Origin of the sequence: Agrobacterium sp. ES01 (assembly GCF_050320885.1) — a bacterium.
Classification (GTDB): Bacteria; Pseudomonadota; Alphaproteobacteria; order Rhizobiales; family Rhizobiaceae; genus Allorhizobium.
On record NZ_JBNQTH010000001.1, the window covers coordinates 1,321,990 to 1,338,648 of the forward strand.

The 16,659-nt window shown below is 57.2% G+C and carries 14 protein-coding genes; 13 read left to right on the forward strand and 1 reads right to left on the reverse strand.

Going from position 1 to position 16,659, the window contains the following annotated elements; genetic code table 11:
• The first annotated feature begins 4 nt into the window (after positions 1-4).
• The 11 genes from ACQQ2Q_RS06495 (at position 5) to ACQQ2Q_RS06545 (ending at position 11,253) form a co-directional block, all read left to right on the forward strand.
• On the forward strand, positions 5-1,084 hold the full coding sequence (locus tag ACQQ2Q_RS06495) for a DUF1513 domain-containing protein (protein WP_428186198.1): 1,080 nt from the start codon (positions 5-7) through the stop codon (positions 1,082-1,084).
• 42 nt (positions 1,085-1,126) lie between these two features.
• On the forward strand, positions 1,127-1,579 hold the full coding sequence (locus ACQQ2Q_RS06500) for a TspO/MBR family protein (protein ID WP_428186199.1): 453 nt from the start codon (positions 1,127-1,129) through the stop codon (positions 1,577-1,579).
• A 71-nt stretch (positions 1,580-1,650) separates the two neighbouring features.
• The gene (locus ACQQ2Q_RS06505) at positions 1,651-2,103 is read left to right on the forward strand and encodes a PaaI family thioesterase (RefSeq protein WP_428186200.1); all 453 of its coding nucleotides are present in this window, start codon (positions 1,651-1,653) and stop codon (positions 2,101-2,103) included.
• Positions 2,100-2,738 carry a 5'-methylthioadenosine/S-adenosylhomocysteine nucleosidase gene (locus ACQQ2Q_RS06510; RefSeq protein WP_428186201.1) on the forward strand — a complete coding sequence of 213 codons (639 nt, stop codon included), beginning with the start codon at positions 2,100-2,102 and terminating at the stop codon, positions 2,736-2,738. Before ACQQ2Q_RS06505 ends, ACQQ2Q_RS06510 begins: the two co-directional genes overlap by 4 nt.
• A 71-nt stretch (positions 2,739-2,809) precedes the next feature.
• The gene (guaA, locus tag ACQQ2Q_RS06515) at positions 2,810-4,372 is read left to right on the forward strand and encodes a glutamine-hydrolyzing GMP synthase (RefSeq protein ID WP_428186202.1); all 1,563 of its coding nucleotides are present in this window, start codon (positions 2,810-2,812) and stop codon (positions 4,370-4,372) included.
• A gap of 311 nt (positions 4,373-4,683) precedes the next feature.
• Complete coding sequence (locus ACQQ2Q_RS06520) at positions 4,684-5,871, forward strand: M24 family metallopeptidase (protein ID WP_428186203.1); 1,188 nt, start codon at positions 4,684-4,686, stop codon at positions 5,869-5,871.
• 118 nt (positions 5,872-5,989) lie between these two features.
• On the forward strand, positions 5,990-7,594 hold the full coding sequence (locus ACQQ2Q_RS06525; RefSeq protein WP_428186204.1) for an ABC transporter substrate-binding protein: 1,605 nt from the start codon (positions 5,990-5,992) through the stop codon (positions 7,592-7,594).
• 55 nt (positions 7,595-7,649) lie between these two features.
• Positions 7,650-8,657: an ABC transporter permease subunit gene (locus ACQQ2Q_RS06530; protein WP_428186205.1), complete on the forward strand. Its 1,008-nt coding sequence runs from the start codon at positions 7,650-7,652 to the stop codon at positions 8,655-8,657.
• Entirely contained in the window at positions 8,654-9,568 is a 915-nt protein-coding gene (locus ACQQ2Q_RS06535) for an ABC transporter permease subunit (RefSeq protein ID WP_428186206.1), read from the forward strand. The genes ACQQ2Q_RS06530 and ACQQ2Q_RS06535 overlap by 4 nt, the downstream gene beginning before the upstream one ends.
• 3 nt (positions 9,569-9,571) lie before the next feature.
• Positions 9,572-10,411, forward strand: coding sequence for an ABC transporter ATP-binding protein (locus ACQQ2Q_RS06540; protein ID WP_428186207.1), 840 nt, complete (start codon positions 9,572-9,574; stop codon positions 10,409-10,411).
• The gene (locus ACQQ2Q_RS06545) at positions 10,408-11,253 is read left to right on the forward strand and encodes a dipeptide ABC transporter ATP-binding protein (protein ID WP_428186208.1); all 846 of its coding nucleotides are present in this window, start codon (positions 10,408-10,410) and stop codon (positions 11,251-11,253) included. The genes ACQQ2Q_RS06540 and ACQQ2Q_RS06545 overlap by 4 nt, the downstream gene beginning before the upstream one ends.
• A 94-nt stretch (positions 11,254-11,347) precedes the next feature.
• On the opposite strand, the gene polA is transcribed toward ACQQ2Q_RS06545, so the two are convergent.
• Complete coding sequence (gene polA / locus ACQQ2Q_RS06550; protein ID WP_428186209.1) at positions 11,348-14,305, reverse strand: DNA polymerase I; 2,958 nt, start codon at positions 14,303-14,305, stop codon at positions 11,348-11,350.
• A 391-nt stretch (positions 14,306-14,696) separates the two neighbouring features.
• Here polA and ACQQ2Q_RS06555 point away from each other — a divergent pair, with 391 nt between their 5' ends.
• Together ACQQ2Q_RS06555 and ACQQ2Q_RS06560 are read left to right on the forward strand one after the other, a co-directional pair.
• Positions 14,697-15,113 (forward strand): MarR family winged helix-turn-helix transcriptional regulator, encoded by a 417-nt coding sequence (locus ACQQ2Q_RS06555; protein WP_428186498.1) that lies wholly within the window; start codon positions 14,697-14,699, stop codon positions 15,111-15,113.
• A 104-nt stretch (positions 15,114-15,217) separates the two neighbouring features.
• On the forward strand, positions 15,218-16,609 hold the full coding sequence (locus ACQQ2Q_RS06560) for a dipeptidase (protein WP_428186210.1): 1,392 nt from the start codon (positions 15,218-15,220) through the stop codon (positions 16,607-16,609).
• Positions 16,610-16,659 lie beyond the last annotated feature (50 nt).

Here is a 16,659-nt window from a genome sequence, read left to right on the forward strand (position 1 = left end):
CGGCATGCGCAGCGCGCTTATCGACCGGCGCGGATTTGTGAAGGCTGCGGGAATTGCTTTCCTTGCCGGCCTTTCACCACAAGCCGCCTTTGCGCTTGAGCGCGCTGATGCCGTCTTTGCCTCAGGGTTTCGATCGCCCGACGGCCGGTTCGGCATCGCCTTGCTGACCGAGAGCGGCGACATCATCGACCGAATAGACCTGCCTGACCGTATCCACGGTCTCGGTTACAGCCCAGCATCGGGGATGGCCGTCGCCTTTGCCCGGCGCCCTGGAACGTTTGCCGTCGTCTTTGACGTCCGCAGGCAGGCAGAGCCGGTCATCATATCCTCGCCCGAAGGCCGGCATTTCTTCGGCCACGGCCATTTCTCTCCCAATGGACGCCTGCTTTATGCGAGCGAAAATGACTTCGGGGCCGGGCACGGCGTGATTGGCCTTTATGATGCGACAGACGGCTTTCGCCGTATCGGCGAGTTTCCCGCTCACGGCATAGGAACCCACGACATGACCGTCAGCGACGACGGTCGCTATCTTATCATCGCAAATGGCGGCATTGAGACGCATCCGGACTTTGGCCGGACGAAACTCAATATCGACCATATGGAGCCGTCGCTCGTTCTGTCGGATGCCAAGACCGGGGAACTTGTTGAAAAACACGTGTTGCCGCCGGCACTCAGACAGGTTTCAACACGGCATCTCGATACGATGGAAAGCGGACGTGTGTGGTTCGCCTGCCAGTATGAAGGCCCGCGAAACGACCTGCCTCCCCTTGTCGGGCACTTTGCCCCCGGTGAAGAGATGACATTCGTGGATTTGCCCCACACCGTCACCGAAGGTCTTGCGAACTATGTCGGTGCGATTGCAGTCAACCGTCGTGACGGGCTCGTGGGACTTGCCTCGCCCAAGGGCGGCGTTTCCGTCACGCTGGATGCGGTTTCGGGCAAGGTGATCGATCAAGCAGCCGTGCCGGATGCCGCCGGCATTGCGCCCGCCCAACATGGATTTGCCGTTTCGAGCTACCGCGGCACCTTTGCCTCAAACCACCAGCCGGTGGCCTTTGACCAACATATTGTCAGGCTTGCTTAGGCGCAGACTTGGCTTGACCCGCTGGCACGCTATATGAAGCTCATGCGCAAGATAGTCATATACACCCTCTTCATCGCCCTCACCGTCGGGCTTGGCATTTTCTCCGGCCTCACCAATCCGCCTGGCGAGTGGTATCAGACCCTGACAAAGCCAGTGTTCAATCCACCCAGCTGGCTCTTTGCGCCGGTCTGGACCACCCTTTACGTACTGATCGGCATCGCCGGTGCGCGGGTATGGCTGCGCGCGCCTTCGTCCCTGCCGATGCAGATCTGGTTTGTGCAACTGGTCTTGAACCTCCTGTGGTCCCCGGCCTTTTTCGGCATGCAAAATCCAGCGCTTGGACTTGCCATCATCGCGCTGCTACTTGCCAGCGTCATCGCCTTTATCGTCACAGCCCGAAAGCAGAACCGGATTTCCAGTCTGCTCTTTCTGCCCTATGTCGCATGGGTGGGGTTTGCCAGCATCCTCAATCTTTCGCTCTTCATTCTGAACTGATTTGCCTCGGGCACGCTTGCCGCCCGGTCGCCAAAATGCAAATTTCGCATCTGCAAATAGGGCGGTGGACGATGGACGAAGAAACGGACAGTGGCGACTTTCGCGAACGCATCCGCTTGAGCTTTGAGCGACAGGGGGCCATGCGCACCCTGGGTGCCGAACTGACTCGCATCAATCAAGGTGCAGTCGAGATCGAATTGCCTTTCGACACCAAGCTGACACAGCAGCATGGCATTCTTCATGCAGGCGTAATCTCTGCGGCTCTCGATACCGCCTGCAGCTACGCCGCCTATTCGGTGATTGAGCCCGAAGCCTCTATCCTCACCATCGAATTCAAGGTCAATCTGATGTCGCCCGGCAGAGGTGAACGCTTCTTATTCCGCGGCGAGATCACGAAGCCCGGCTCGACAATTATCGTCGCCGACGGACGCGGTTATGCAATGGGCGACGGACCGGCCAAACTGATCGCCTCGATGACCAGCACCATGATGGTCATTCGCGGCCGAGAGGGAATTAGCGGATGAGTTTTGAACTGAAGCAGGTTGCCGGCAAATCCCTGTTGTTTGTGATGGCTGTCGACGCTGAATATGGGCCGCATTTGCGGGCTCGAATAGCACCATTGATGACAGGAGTTGGACCGGTTGAAGCTGCCGTTACGCTGACGCGCGCGCTGACCACGCTTGCGGCCGAGGACAAGAAGCCGGATCTCGTCGTCTCTCTTGGATCTGCCGGCTCCAGTACACTGGAGCAGACAGAGGTGTATCAGGCGATCTCCGTTTCCTACCGAGATATGGATGCGTCACCCCTCGGCTTTGAGAAAGGGCGAACGCCATTTCTCGACCTGCCGGTATCAGTGGAACTTCCGCACTGCATTCCAGGTGTTGGCGAGGCCAGACTTTCGACCGGTGCCAATATCGTGTCGGGCGCTGCCTACGCGTCGATTGACGCCGATATGGTCGACATGGAAACATTTGCAGTGTTGCGTGCGTGCCAGGCCTTTGATTTGCCCATGGTCGGCATCCGAGGAATCTCGGACGGCAAGGCCGAGCTCACCCATGTAAACGACTGGACCGAATATCTGCATGTGATCGATCAAAAGCTGGCGGTCGCCATCGACAGCTTGCTGAATTCCATCGAGAACACCACTTTTCCGCTCTGATACGCCCAATTGCAGACAATCGCGACAATTCTCCGATTGAAAGAATGGACGCATTTCATTAAAGGCTCGCCATGACCCAGATAGAACATCCAGACAGCGTCCTCATCATCGATTTCGGCAGCCAGGTTACCCAGCTGATCGCACGCCGCGTGCGCGAAGCCGGTGTCTATTGCGAGATCGTTCCATTCCAATCCGCCGAAGAGGGCTTCAAGCGCGTTCAGCCGAAAGCGATCATCCTTTCCGGCAGCCCGGCCTCGACCCTTGACGAGGGAAGCCCACGCGCGCCAGAGATCATTTTCTCAAGCGGATTGCCGATCTTCGGTATCTGCTATGGTCAGCAGACCATGTGCATGCAGCTCGACGGCAAGGTGGAAAGCGGTCACCACCGCGAATTCGGACGTGCCTTCCTCGAAATCAACAAGGACTGCCCACTCTTCGACGGCCTCTGGTCGGTCGGCTCCCGGCACCAGGTCTGGATGAGCCATGGCGACCGCGTCACCGCGATCCCACCGGGCTTCGAAGTTGTTGCAACGTCTTCCAACGCGCCCTTTGCCTTCATTGCTGACGAAAAGCGCAAATATTACGCGGTTCAATTCCACCCCGAAGTGGTGCACACACCCGATGGCGCCAAGCTGATCGGCAATTTCGTGCACAAGATCGCTGGCATCAAGGGCGACTGGTCAATGTCTGCCTATCGTGCCAAGGCCGTTCAGCAGATCCGTGACCAGATCGGCGACAAGCGCGTCATCTGCGCATTGTCCGGCGGCGTCGATTCTTCGGTCGCAGCCCTTCTGATCCATGAAGCCGTTGGTGACCAGTTGACCTGCATTCTCGTCGACCACGGCCTGATGCGAAAGAACGAGGCGGCGGATGTCGTTGCCATGTTCAAGGAGCATTATAATCTTCACCTGATCCACGTGAACGCGATCGACAGGTTCGTTGGCGAGCTGGAAGGCGTTGCTGATCCTGAGACCAAGCGAAAGATCATCGGTCGCCTGTTCATCGAAACCTTTGAAGACGAAGCCAAGAAGCTCGGCGGCGCCGATTTCCTCGGCCAGGGAACGCTCTATCCTGATGTCATCGAGAGCGTTTCCTTCTCTGGCGGACCGTCGGTCACCATCAAGAGCCACCACAATGTGGGTGGCTTGCCCGAGCGCATGAACATGCAGTTGGTGGAGCCATTGCGCGAATTGTTCAAGGATGAAGTGCGCGTGCTCGGCAAGGAACTTGGCCTGCCCGATTCATTCATTGGTCGCCACCCCTTCCCGGGCCCGGGTCTCGCGATCCGCTGCCCAGGTGGCGTAACCCGTGAAAAGCTCGATATTCTGCGCGAAGCCGACGCCATCTATCTCGACGAGATCCGCAAGGCCGGGCTGTACGACGCCATCTGGCAGGCCTTTGCCGTGCTGCTGCCGGTGCAGACTGTCGGCGTCATGGGCGACGGACGCACCTATGAATTCGTCTGCGCGCTTCGCGCCGTCACGTCGGTCGACGGTATGACAGCGGATTTCTATCACTACGACATGGAATTCCTCGGCCGTGCCGCGACCCGGATCATCAACGAAGTTCGCGGCATCAACCGCGTGGTTTACGATGTGACCTCCAAGCCACCTGGCACGATCGAGTGGGAATGATGGCTGTGGCCTGACTTGCCAAATTGAGCGAGCTACAAAAGGGCATCTGCGAGGGTGTCCTTTTTTTGCGCCTGGGCGCTGCCAGTCTGTGCGACGGTGCGCCGTTCCAGTCGCAAGTATTTCATGACGCGAAACTTTGGCGGTTCGTTTCCCGGCGTGCGGCTAAAAAACCCTAGCGATAAAGCTTCTAACATAAAACAATGAGTTGCGTGCAACGCTTTGGAGCTTTATGCAACCGTGTATAGAACTATCGATATCAGCCGTTCAGCCCGGTCTTCAATGCCAGATGACCCGGGCAACGGAAAGGAAATATGACGGATTACCAGAAGGCTCTCGGGCTTTTTCAGCGTGTGAGTGCCCCGGCCATCGGCGACGCAGAATTGCGGCAGCGGATTGCATCGCTTCAAGCCAGAATGATGACGGATGGTGTGAAGGCCGTTTGGCTCGACGCTTCCTCATCCCTCACTTATTTCACCGGCATTTCTCTCGGTCTGTCAGAGCGCATTCATGGCGCGTTTATACCAGCGAGTGGCCCAATTACCTATGTCAGCCCCGCCTTCGAAGAGCCCAAGCTCAAGAGCCTGTTGCGTATCGATGGTGAAATTCTCGTATGGGAAGAGGATGAGAGCCCCTTCGCACTGGCGGCAGAGCGGATCGACGCATTTTCTTGCGCCGGAGAGACGCTGGCCATAGACCCAGCAACGCCCTTTTCGTTTGCCGCAGCCTACATGCAGCAACTGCGCCGGCCGATCATTTCGGCACAGGCCATCATCGCCGCCCAGCGCCAGATCAAGTCGGCAGCCGAAATCGCGATCATCCAGGAAGCCATGGATGCGAGTTACCGCGTGCAAAAGGCCGTCTATGCCGGATTGCGTCGCGGGATCTCGACGACGGAAGTTGGACAATTCATCACCGCTGCCCACAGCGCTCAAGGCTTGAAGCCACTGTTTTATGCTGCACAGTTTGGTGAGGCGACCGCATATCCGCATGGCGTGCCAGATGCACAGACCCTGAACGACGGCGACATGGTACTGATCGACATGGGCGGCATCTTGCACGGATACAGATCCGACATCACGCGAACATATGTCTTCGGGCAGCCGAGCGAACGGCAGCGCTTTCTATGGAACATCGAACGTGATGCCCATGCCGCAGCGTTTGAAGCCGCGCAACCGGATGCAGCATGCGCCGATGTGGATGCTGCCGCACGCAAGGTGCTGGGCGATGCCGGCTTTGGCCCGGGCTACAAGGTACCCGGTCTGCCGCATCGCACAGGCCACGGCTTGGGACTCGACATCCACGAGGAACCTTATATCGTCGCTGGCAACACCACGAAGCTTCAACCCGGAATGTGCTTCTCCATCGAACCGATGCTGTGCGTTTATGGGGAGTGCGGCGTCCGGCTGGAAGATATCGCCTATATGACGGCGGAGGGACCCAAATGGTTCTGCCCGCCGGAAACGAGCCTCGATCGTCTCTTCGCATCAGGATCCGATTAAGGAACTGATGGTCGCGTACCGCAGAACTTGAAATCAAGCCGCGGTTGCGAGGAAGAGACGAAGAAGGAAGGTCCGATGAGATCGGACTTGTATCAATAAGAGGGAAAGGAACAATAAAATGAAACTGCTAACCCGTAGCCTGCTCGCGGCTTCCGCGATCATGCTGGCCTCGGCCATGCCGACGATGGCAAAGACTTTTGTCTACTGCTCTGAAGCGTCTCCTGAAGGCTTCGATCCGGCTCCCTACACAGCAGGCGGCACTTTTGACGCCTCCGCACACCCTATCTACAACCGCCTTGCCGAATTCAAAAAGGGCACGACCGAGGTTGAGCCTGGTCTGGCAGAAAGCTGGGACGTTTCCGAAGACGGTCTGGAATACACCTTCCATCTGCGCAAGGGCGTCAAGTGGCAGTCTAACGACAAGTTCACGCCGACACGTGACTTCAATGCCGATGACGTAATCTTCAGCTTCAACCGTCAGGGCGACACGAGCAATCCGTGGAACCAGTATATCGCGGGCATCACCTACGAATACTATACAGCCATGGAAATGCCGTCGCTGATCAAGGAAATCGTCAAGGTCGACGACTACACGATCAAGTTCATGCTGACCCGCCCGGAAGCACCTTTCATCGCCAATATTGCGATGCCTTTTGCTTCGATCGTTTCCAAGGAATATGCCGACACGCTCGACAAGGCCGGCACCAAGGAAGACTTCAACAACCTGCCGATCGGCACAGGTCCGTTCAAGTTCGTCGCCTATCAGAAGGACGCGGTCATTCGCTACCAAAAGAATGCCGACTACTGGGGCGACGCGCCAAAGATCGACGATCTGATTTTCGCGATCACGCCGGATGCTGCCGTTCGCCTGCAGAAGCTGAAGGCTGGCGAGTGCAACCTGATGCCATATCCGGCTCCGGCTGACCTCGACTCGATCCGCGCCGATTCCAACCTCAAGCTCGATGAGCAGCCAGGTCTGAACGTTGCATACCTTGCCTACAACACCACTGTTGCTCCTTTCGATAATCCGAAGGTGCGCAAGGCGCTCAACATGGCCATGAACAAGCAGGCCATCATCGACGCCGTGTTCCAGGGTGCCGGTCAGGTTGCAAAAAACCCGATCCCACCGACAATGTGGTCGTATAACGAGTCCATCAAGGACGATCCATACGATCCGGAAGCCGCCAAGAAGATGCTCGAAGAAGCTGGCGTCAAGGATCTTGAAATGAAGATCTGGGCGATGCCTGTTCAGCGTCCTTACATGCCGAACGCACGCCGTACGGCTGAACTGCTGCAGGAAGACTTCGCCAAGGTCGGCGTGAAGGTGGAAATCGTTTCCTACGAATGGGGCGAGTATCTCAAGAAGTCGACCGAAGTGAACCGTGACGGTGCCGTCATTCTCGGCTGGACCGGCGATAACGGTGACCCGGACAACTTCATGGGCGTTCTGCTGTCATGCGCTGCTGCCGGCGAAGGTGGCTCGAACCGTGCACAGTGGTGCAATGAAGACTTTTCCGATTTGATCTCCAAGGCCAAGCAGGTGACTGATGTCGCAGAGCGCACCAAGCTCTACGAACAGGCCCAGGTGATCTTCAAGGAACAGGCTCCATGGGCCACGCTTGCGCATTCGACACAGTTTGTGCCGATGTCTGCCAAGGTTACAGGCTTCACAATGAGCCCGCTTGGTGACTTCACCTTCGACAACGTCGATATCGCAGAGTAATTTCCGCTTACGGAGCGCGCGGGTTCTGCCCGCGCGCTCTTTTCAGGATAGGTCCATGATCCGGTTCATTCTTGGCAAACTTCTTTATCTGATCCCGACATTCCTCGGGATAACGATCATTGCCTTCGCCTTTGTCCGCGTGCTGCCTGGAGACCCAGTGCTGCTGATGGCGGGCGAGCGCGGTATTACGCCTGAGCGCCATGCGGAACTGTCAGCCATCCTGGGCTTCGACAGGCCGATCTGGGCACAGTATTTCGAATTTCTGGGCCGGTTGCTGCATGGCGATCTCGGCTATTCCCTGGTGACAAAGAAACCCGTGCTGACTGAGTTCCTGGCGCTGTTTCCAGCGACCGCAGAACTTGGCATCGCGGCGATCCTGATCGCCACGCTGATCGGCGTTCCCGTTGGCGTGATTGCCGCCATCAAGCGCGGCTCGTGGTTTGACCAGATCTCCATGACCAGTGCGCTGATCGGCTTTTCCATGCCAATCTTCTGGTGGGGATTGCTTCTCATCATCCTGTTTTCCGGCATCCTGCAATGGACGCCGGTTTCGGGCCGCATCTCGCTGATGTATTATTTCCCTTCGGTGACGGGCTTCATGGTGATCGATAGCCTGCTGTCAGGCCAGAAGGGCGCCTTTGCTTCGGCATTGTCGCATCTCATCCTGCCATCCGTCGTGCTGGCCACTATTCCGCTTGCCGTCATCGCGCGGCAGACGCGCTCGGCCATGCTGGAAGTGATGGGGGAAGACTATGTGCGGACAGCGCGCGCCAAGGGCATGCCGCCCTCCCGTGTTGTCGGCATCCATGCACTGCGCAATGCCATGATCCCTGTCATCACCACGATCGGCCTTCAGGTCGGCGTGCTTATGGCCGGTGCCATCCTGACAGAAACCATCTTTTCCTGGCCGGGTATCGGCAAGTGGATGATCGACTCCATCTCCCGCCGCGATTATCCGGTGGTGCAGAGCGGCCTGCTGCTGATTGCGGCACTGGTCATGATCGTGAACCTGCTTGTCGACCTCACCTATGGTCTCATCAATCCGAGGATTCGTCACAAATGAGCGATATGACGACACAGACGGGCGTCAAGCTCTCAAGTGCTGCCATCCGTCGACAGATGCTGGCCGACTTCTGGTTCTACTTCCGACAGAACCGCGGTGCGGTTGTCGGTCTGGCTGTATTCGCATTGCTGGTCTTTGTGGCGCTCTTTGCCCAGATACTGGCGCCACACGACCCGACCCAGCAGTATCGTGACTTCCTTCTCTTGCCGCCGTTCTGGCAAGAAGGTGGGCGTGCCGAATTTTTGCTTGGCACGGATGCTGTCGGCCGCGACATGCTGTCAAGGCTGATTTACGGCGCCCAGTATTCGCTGTTTATCGGTATCGTGGTGGTATCGATCGCACTTGTCGGAGGCATTTTCATCGGCCTTTTGGCAGGGTTCTTCGGCGGATGGGTCGATACGGTCATCATGCGTGTGATGGATGTGATCCTGGCATTCCCGTCGCTGCTGCTGGCTCTTGTGCTGGTGGCCATTCTGGGACCCGGACTCACCAATGCGATGATCGCCATCGCGATCGTCTACCAACCGCATTTTGCGCGCCTGACACGCGCTGCGGTGATGGGCGAACTTCAGCGCGAATATGTGACCGCCGCCCGCGTTGCCGGTGCCGGCAATCTGCGCCTGATGTTCAAGACCATTCTGCCCAACTGTCTTTCACCTCTGATCGTTCAGGCAACGCTGTCATTCTCGTCGGCCGTACTCGATTCCGCAGCCTTGGGCTTCCTTGGCATGGGCGCACAGCCGCCGGCTTCGGAATGGGGCACGATGCTGGCCGAAGCGCGCGAGTTCATTCTGCGCGCGTGGTGGGTGGTGACCTTGCCGGGCCTGGCGATCCTGATCGCGGTGCTTGCCATCAATCTTATGGGTGACGGTTTGCGTGATGCGCTCGATCCCAAACTGAAGCGGAGCTAAGCGATGAGCCTGCTCAATATCAAGAATTTGACTGTCAAGTTCGCCACCGCTGCCGGAGCTTTTACCGCTGTCGACGGCATCGATGTGTCCGTCAGCAAGCACGAAGTTCTGGCCATCGTTGGTGAATCGGGCTCCGGAAAATCTGTTTCCATGCTCGCAGTAATGGGCCTTTTGCCGGATACCGCGACCGTGACTGCCGACGAGATGACGTTTGACGGTCAGGACATACTTCACATGTCGGCACAGGATCGACGCAGGCTGATCGGACGGGAGATCACCATGATCTTCCAGGAACCGGTTGCCTCGCTCAATCCATCATTCACGGTCGGTTTCCAGATCGAGGAAGTCCTGCGTCTCAATCTCGGACTGTCAGGAGCAGACGCGCGTGCGCAAGCGCTTGCACTGTTTAAATCCGTCGGCATTCCCGAACCGGAGACCAAGCTCAAATCCTATCCGCACCAGATGTCCGGTGGGCAATGCCAACGCGTCATGATCGCAATGGCGATTGCATCCAAACCGCGCCTGTTGATTGCCGACGAACCGACCACCGCGCTCGACGTGACGATCCAGAAACAGATCCTCGACCTGTTGATGGACTTGCAGGAAGAATATGGCATGGCCCTGATCCTCATCACGCACGACATGGGCGTGGTTGCAGAAACAGCCGACCGTGTCGTTGTGCAATACAAGGGACGCAAGATGGAAGAGGCCGATGTACTGAGCCTGTTTGAAGCGCCGCAGCACGCCTATACCAAGGCCTTGCTGGCTTCTCTGCCGGAACATGCGACCGGTGATCGTCTGTCGACCGTTTCAGACTTCTTCGGGCAGGAGGGTGTGCAATGAACTTCACCGTTGAAGGCAAGGCCATCACCCAAGATTACCATGTTCCCGGCGGCATGTTTGGTGGCGCGAAGACCGTTCGGGCGCTGAAAGGCGTGGACTTTGCGGTTGAGCAGGGAAAGACCCTCGCGATTGTCGGTGAAAGCGGTTCGGGCAAGTCGACCCTTGCCCGTATCATCGCGCTGATCGACGCGCCATCCAGCGGAGAACTACGGATGGACGGAGACGTGGTGGATATCAGCCGCCGTCGTCCCGGTCGGGGACTGCGATCCAAGGTGCAAATGGTCTTTCAGAACCCCTATGGCAGCCTCAATCCTCGCCAGAAGATCGGCGACGTGTTGATGGAGCCGATGGTAATCAATACATCCGTCTCCACCGCTGAACGCCAGGAGCGCGCAGAAGCCATGCTGGTGAAAGTCGGCCTTGGCCCGGAGCATTTTAACCGTTACCCGCACATGTTTTCGGGCGGACAGCGGCAGCGCATCGCCATCGCCCGTGCACTGATGCTTAATCCGACGCTTCTGGTGCTGGATGAGCCTGTGTCGGCGCTTGACCTTTCTGTGCAGGCACAGGTGTTGAACCTGCTCGCCGACCTTCAGGAAGAGTTTAACCTGACCTATGTTTTCGTCAGCCATGATCTCTCTGTGGTCAAATATATCGCTGACGATGTAATGGTGATGTCGCAAGGGGAAGTGGTCGAAAAGGGAAGCCGGGAAGAGGTATTTGCCAATCCGACACATCCCTACACCCAACAGCTATTTGCAGCGACACCGGTGACGAATATCGAAGCGATCCGGGCCCGGGTGGAGCGACGACGCGCGCTTCGCATGGGCAAAACCGGCTAAAAGATCTGCCGCTGATTGTTAAAAATTGATTGTGTCGTGGACAGCCGACGAGATGCAAAACATCTTGTCGGCTGAATTTCTATGGGCGATGGTGCTAATGCGCTTCGTCCCAGTTATGGGCGGCACGGGCATCCACCTTGAGTGGCACCCTCATGGAAATGGCAGGCATTGCTGCTTGTTCCATGACGCTGACCACCAATGGCGTGACAGCCTCGACGGCCTTGTCTTCGACTTCGAAGATCAATTCATCATGGACCTGTAGCAGCATGCGCGCCTTTTCGGCGAAACCCGCCTGCGCAATGGCGGGTTCGATCTGCACCATGGCCCGGCGAATGATATCGGCAGCAGAGCCTTGGATCGGGGCATTAATGGCTGCGCGTTCGTTGAAGGCCCGCATGGACGGATTGGACGACTTGATCTCCGGATAGTGCGCACGCCTGCCGAAGATGGTTTCGACATATCCGTGTTCCCGGACAAAGGTTTTGGTCTGATCCATATAATCGCGGATACCCGGAAAACGCTCGAAATACTTCTTGATATACTCGCCTGCCTCAGATCGCTCAATGCCAAGCTGATTGGCCAGACCAAAGGCGGAAATGCCGTAGATAATGCCGAAGTTGATGGCCTTTGCCCGCCGACGAACTTCCGACGGCATGCCCTCGACCGGAACGCCGAACATCTCGGACGCGGTCATCGCGTGGATGTCGATGCCATCCTCAAACGCCTGACGAAGCTGCGGAATATCGGCCACATGAGCCAGCACACGCAGTTCGATCTGGCTGTAGTCTGCAGACAGAAGCTTATGCCCGGGCGTTGAAATGAAGGCCGTCCGTATCTTTCGACCCTCGACGGTGCGCACTGGAATGTTCTGCAGATTGGGTTCTGACGATGACAAGCGCCCGGTCGTGGTCGATGCGAGCGAATAGGACGTATGAACACGCTTTGTCTGCGGATGAATATAGCCTGGAAGCGCGTCGGTATAGGTCGATTTCAGCTTGGTAAGCTGGCGCCAATCGACAATCTTGCGGGGCAGTTCCTCGCCCTCTGCGGCGAGATCTTCGAGGACCTGCGCCGACGTGGACCATTGGCCTGTCTTGGTCTTGCTTCCGCCGGGCAGCCCCATCTTGCCGAACAGGATATCGCCCAGTTGCTTCGGTGAACCGATATTGAAACGCTCGCCCGCCAGCTTGTAGATTTCGTCTTCAAAGGCTGCGGCCTTTTGCGCCAGTTCGCCGGAAAGGCGCGACAGGATCTGACGGTCGACCGAAATGCCCCGCGCTTCCATATCGGCCAGAACGGGCACCAGTGGCCTTTCCAGACGTTCGTAGACTGTTGTCAGGCGATCGGCCGCAAGGCGCGGTTTCAAGGCAAGCCAGAGGCGCAGTGTGACATCGGCATCTTCAGCGGCATAGGTGGTGGCCTTGTCGATCTCGACCAGATCAAAGGTGAGCGCCGACTTGCCGGAGCCTGCCACATCCTTATACGCAATCGGCTTGTGGCCGATCCAGCGCTCGGACAAGGCATCCATACCGTGGGTGCCATTGCCGGCTTCCAGCACATAGGAGATGAGCATGGTGTCATCGAAACTCTGAATGGCGACACCGTGGCGCTTCATCACCAGATAATCGTATTTCAGGTTCTGCGCGACCTTCAGAATGGATGGATCTTCCAGTAGATCCTTCAGCACCACCAGGGCATCGTCAAACGAAATCTGCCCCTCGGCCAAACCGCCACCGAGCAGATCGCCATGTCCGTTCTTGTGGGCCAGAGGCACATAGGCCGCGCGGATCTTGCTGCTATCGGGTGCTGCGTCATTGGCTTGAATGGCCAGTGAGAAGCCGACAAGTTCCGCCTGCATCGGGTCGAGCGATGTCGTTTCCGTATCGAAGGCCACGAGCCCTGTTTCGCGCGCCGATGCGATCCATTCCATCAGGGTCGGCATATCGCGGATGGTCACATAGGTTGAGCGGTCTATCTCCTGATCGCGCAAGGCTGCTGCGCGCGCGTTGGCGAGAACCGTCGGTGACTTTGCCCCCCCGGCATCACCCGTTGCGGCAGCGCCTTCAGTTGTAGTGCCACCTTCCGATTCATCGATATCGGGCCCATGTGCCTTATCGCCCCACTCGACCGTCAGTTCCGCAGATTCCACTGCATTGGCTTGAGTCTCGGTCGCCTCAGCAACCCGGCGCGTCAGCGTGGTGAATTCCATGGCCTTCAGGTAGCTGACCAGCTTCGGGCCATCCTGCGGCTCCAGCACCAGTGCATCAAGTTCCAGTTCCAAAGGAACATCGGTTCTCAATGTGACGAGTTGGCGCGACAGACGGACGAGCTCAGTATTGGCCATAATGTTTTCGCGACGCTTGGCCTGCTTGATCTCGCCGGCGCGCTCAAGAAGCGTGTCCAGATCGCCATATTCTTCCAAAAGCTGAGCTGCGGTTTTAGGACCGATGCCTGGAACGCCTGGGACATTATCGGTGGAATCACCGGTCAGCGATTGCAGGTCGATCATCTTTTCCGGTGGGACGCCCCATTTTTCGATCACCTCAGGGATACTGATCTGCCTGTCCTTCATGCTGTCATACATGTGGACATTGTCGGTCACCAACTGCATCAGATCCTTGTCGGAAGAAATGATGGTGACATCTGCTCCGGTTGCTTCCGCCTTGCGGGCATACGTGGCGATAATATCGTCCGCTTCAAAGCCTTCGGTTTCGATGCAGGGCAAGTTGAAGGCGCGGGTGGCCTCGCGAATGAGACCAAACTGTGGGACCAGCTCTTCCGGTGGTGCGGAACGATTTGCCTTGTATTCCGGATAGATGTCCTTGCGAAACGTCTTTGAGGAATAGTCAAAGATAACAGCGAAATGCGTGGGCGTGACACCAACAGAGGTATCGCGCGCATCTGTCAGGAGTTTCCAGAGCATGTTGCAGAAGCCCGAAACTGCGCCCACCGGCAAGCCATCGGATTTCCGCGTCAGCGGCGGCAGGGCATGGAACGCACGGAAGATAAATCCCGAGCCGTCAACGAGAAATAAATGATCGCCTTTTTTCATGGTTGCATGGATAGCGTGGGCCGTGTTGCACGTCCATACAAACTTGGACCGAAGGCGTCAGATAGCGTCACGCCAATGTTACCGATTTGTAATCGACCTATCCCTTGAAAAAACACATTTGGCGGCGCATTTCATAGTCACCGGCGCTTGATCACGCCGCCGTCTGAAAGTTGGCTCGTCCCCCGCCGCTTCAGGCTAGGACAAAGGCCTTATCCCCCTCTCCGGGCCTTTGTCCAATTCATCTCAAGCCGCCATGGTCCTCCCCCCAATGCCATGGCGGCTTTTGCATGCCCGCTTTCAGCCGAGCGATCGAAAATAAAATGCATCGCTAGCGATTTATTATCCTTTCGCGGAGACACTCGCGGCAATGACAGCAATTTCCCGGGACAGCATGGAATCCGCCACTTATCTCGCCGCACAACTCGCCAAAGGCTTTAACCGCTCTTTGCAGATGAAGGCTGCCCGTCTGGGATTCTCCCCTGGCCAGTTTCCCATCCTGATCGAACTCTGGGAGGAAGAAGGCCTGACGCAAAAGCAGTTGCTGGACCGGGTCGACATCGAGCAGGCCACGATGGCCAACACATTGTCACGCATGGAGCGCGACGGTCTGGTGGAGCGGCGCCCTCATCCAAAAGACAAGCGCGCGCAACTTGTATTCCTGACCGAGAAGGCGCGCGCCATGCGTGAAGAGGCCATGAGCACAGCCGAAGAGGCAGACGAGTTTCTGTTTGCCGGCTTTCGACGGTTCGAAAAAGAACTGATGCTGGAATATATCCGCTGGGCGATCGAGAACTCCAAGAAACTCTGACACCTCTGCTGCGGTGGATGCCGGGGATTTTCCGCTAACAGTCTCGCAACGCGCACTGCTTTGCGATAACGTCCCGCGACCTTCGAAAAAGCAGGACCTCCCTCATGACTGACATTTCCGCCGTTCTTCAGCGAGCCGACACGAATTTCGACCAGAGCCTTGAGCGTCTGTTCGAGCTTGTGAAAGTTCCATCGATCTCCACGGACCCCGCCTACAAGGCGGAATGCCGAAAGGCTGCCGAATATATGGTGACAACGCTGAACGATATCGGTTTCGAGGCATCTATACGCGAGACCGCCGGTCACCCGATGGTGGTCGCACATCATGATGCCGCTTCACCAGACGCGCCGCATGCCCTGTTTTACGGGCATTACGACGTTCAGCCGGTTGATCCGCTCAATCTTTGGGAAAATGATCCATTCGCGCCGGCACTCAAGGAACTGGAGCCCGGACGCAAGGTGATCACCGGTCGTGGCACATCGGACGACAAGGGTCAGTTGATGACCTTCGTTGAGGCCTGCCGTGCCTACAAGGACACGCATGGATCTCTGCCGATCAAGATTACAATCCTGTTCGAAGGCGAAGAAGAATCGGGCTCGCCATCGCTGATGCCGTTTCTCACGGCCAATACGGACGAACTGAAGGCAGACTTCGCCCTCGTTTGCGATACGTCCATGTGGGACAAGGATACACCTGCAATCGCTGCAGCTTTGCGCGGTCTTGTTGGCGAGGAAGTGACCGTGATCGCGGCCGACCGCGATCTGCATTCCGGACTTTTTGGAGGCGCTGCCGCCAACCCCATTCATATTCTGACCAAGATCCTGGCGGGACTGCATGACGAGAATGGCCGCATCACTCTGGACGGGTTTTACGATGGGGTCGAAGAAACACCTTCCAACGTCAAGGCGTCCTGGGAGACGCTTGAACGTTCTTCCTCCGATTTCCTTGGCGAGGTGGGCCTTTCCATTCCGTCAGGAGAAAAGGGACGCTCCATCCTGGAACTGACATGGGCACGCCCCACTGCGGAGGTGAATGGCATCACTGGCGGGTACACCGGGGAAGGCTTCAAGACCGTCATCGCGGCGAAGGCATCCGCCAAGGTGTCCTTCAGGCTTGTCGGTGAACAGGATCCGGCGAAGATCCGCGAAAGTTTCCGCGCCTATGTCCGTTCGAACATTCCCGGTGACTGCTCGGTCGAGTTTCACGAACATGGCGGCTCGCCTGCCATCCAGTTGTCCTATGATTCGCCTGTGCTTACAAAAGCAAAGAATGCGCTCTCGGAAGAATGGCCCAATCCAGCCGTTGTGATCGGCATGGGTGGTTCTATCCCGATTGTGGGCAATTTCCAGAAGACGCTCGGCATGGATTCATTGCTGGTCGGTTTCGGACTGGTCGATGATCGCATCCACTCGCCGAATGAAAAATACGAGCTCAAATCCTTCCATAAGGGGATCCGGTCATGGATTCGCATTCTGGACGCATTGGCTAAGAAGTAACAGATCTGTCGGGCAGCCCGGAAAAGCAAAAAGGCCGGGCAAGCCCGACC

Excerpts from the sequence above, each read along its gene's own strand:
- ACQQ2Q_RS06560 (WP_428186210.1), top strand. The coding sequence starts at position 15,218 with ATGACTGACATTTCCGCCGTTCTTCAGCGAGCCGACACGAATTTCGAC.
- ACQQ2Q_RS06500 (WP_428186199.1), top strand. The coding sequence starts at position 1,127 with ATGCGCAAGATAGTCATATACACCCTCTTCATCGCCCTCACCGTCGGG.
- ACQQ2Q_RS06510 (WP_428186201.1), top strand. The coding sequence starts at position 2,100 with ATGAGTTTTGAACTGAAGCAGGTTGCCGGCAAATCCCTGTTGTTTGTG.
- ACQQ2Q_RS06525 (WP_428186204.1), top strand. The coding sequence starts at position 5,990 with ATGAAACTGCTAACCCGTAGCCTGCTCGCGGCTTCCGCGATCATGCTG.
- ACQQ2Q_RS06555 (WP_428186498.1), top strand. The coding sequence starts at position 14,697 with ATGGAATCCGCCACTTATCTCGCCGCACAACTCGCCAAAGGCTTTAAC.
- ACQQ2Q_RS06505 (WP_428186200.1), top strand. The coding sequence starts at position 1,651 with ATGGACGAAGAAACGGACAGTGGCGACTTTCGCGAACGCATCCGCTTG.
- ACQQ2Q_RS06530 (WP_428186205.1), top strand. The coding sequence starts at position 7,650 with ATGATCCGGTTCATTCTTGGCAAACTTCTTTATCTGATCCCGACATTC.
- guaA (WP_428186202.1), top strand. The coding sequence starts at position 2,810 with ATGACCCAGATAGAACATCCAGACAGCGTCCTCATCATCGATTTCGGC.
- ACQQ2Q_RS06535 (WP_428186206.1), top strand. The coding sequence starts at position 8,654 with ATGAGCGATATGACGACACAGACGGGCGTCAAGCTCTCAAGTGCTGCC.
- ACQQ2Q_RS06520 (WP_428186203.1), top strand. The coding sequence starts at position 4,684 with ATGACGGATTACCAGAAGGCTCTCGGGCTTTTTCAGCGTGTGAGTGCC.
- polA (WP_428186209.1), bottom strand. The coding sequence starts at position 14,305 with ATGAAAAAAGGCGATCATTTATTTCTCGTTGACGGCTCGGGATTTATC.
- ACQQ2Q_RS06540 (WP_428186207.1), top strand. The coding sequence starts at position 9,572 with ATGAGCCTGCTCAATATCAAGAATTTGACTGTCAAGTTCGCCACCGCT.
- ACQQ2Q_RS06545 (WP_428186208.1), top strand. The coding sequence starts at position 10,408 with ATGAACTTCACCGTTGAAGGCAAGGCCATCACCCAAGATTACCATGTT.
- ACQQ2Q_RS06495 (WP_428186198.1), top strand. The coding sequence starts at position 5 with ATGCGCAGCGCGCTTATCGACCGGCGCGGATTTGTGAAGGCTGCGGGA.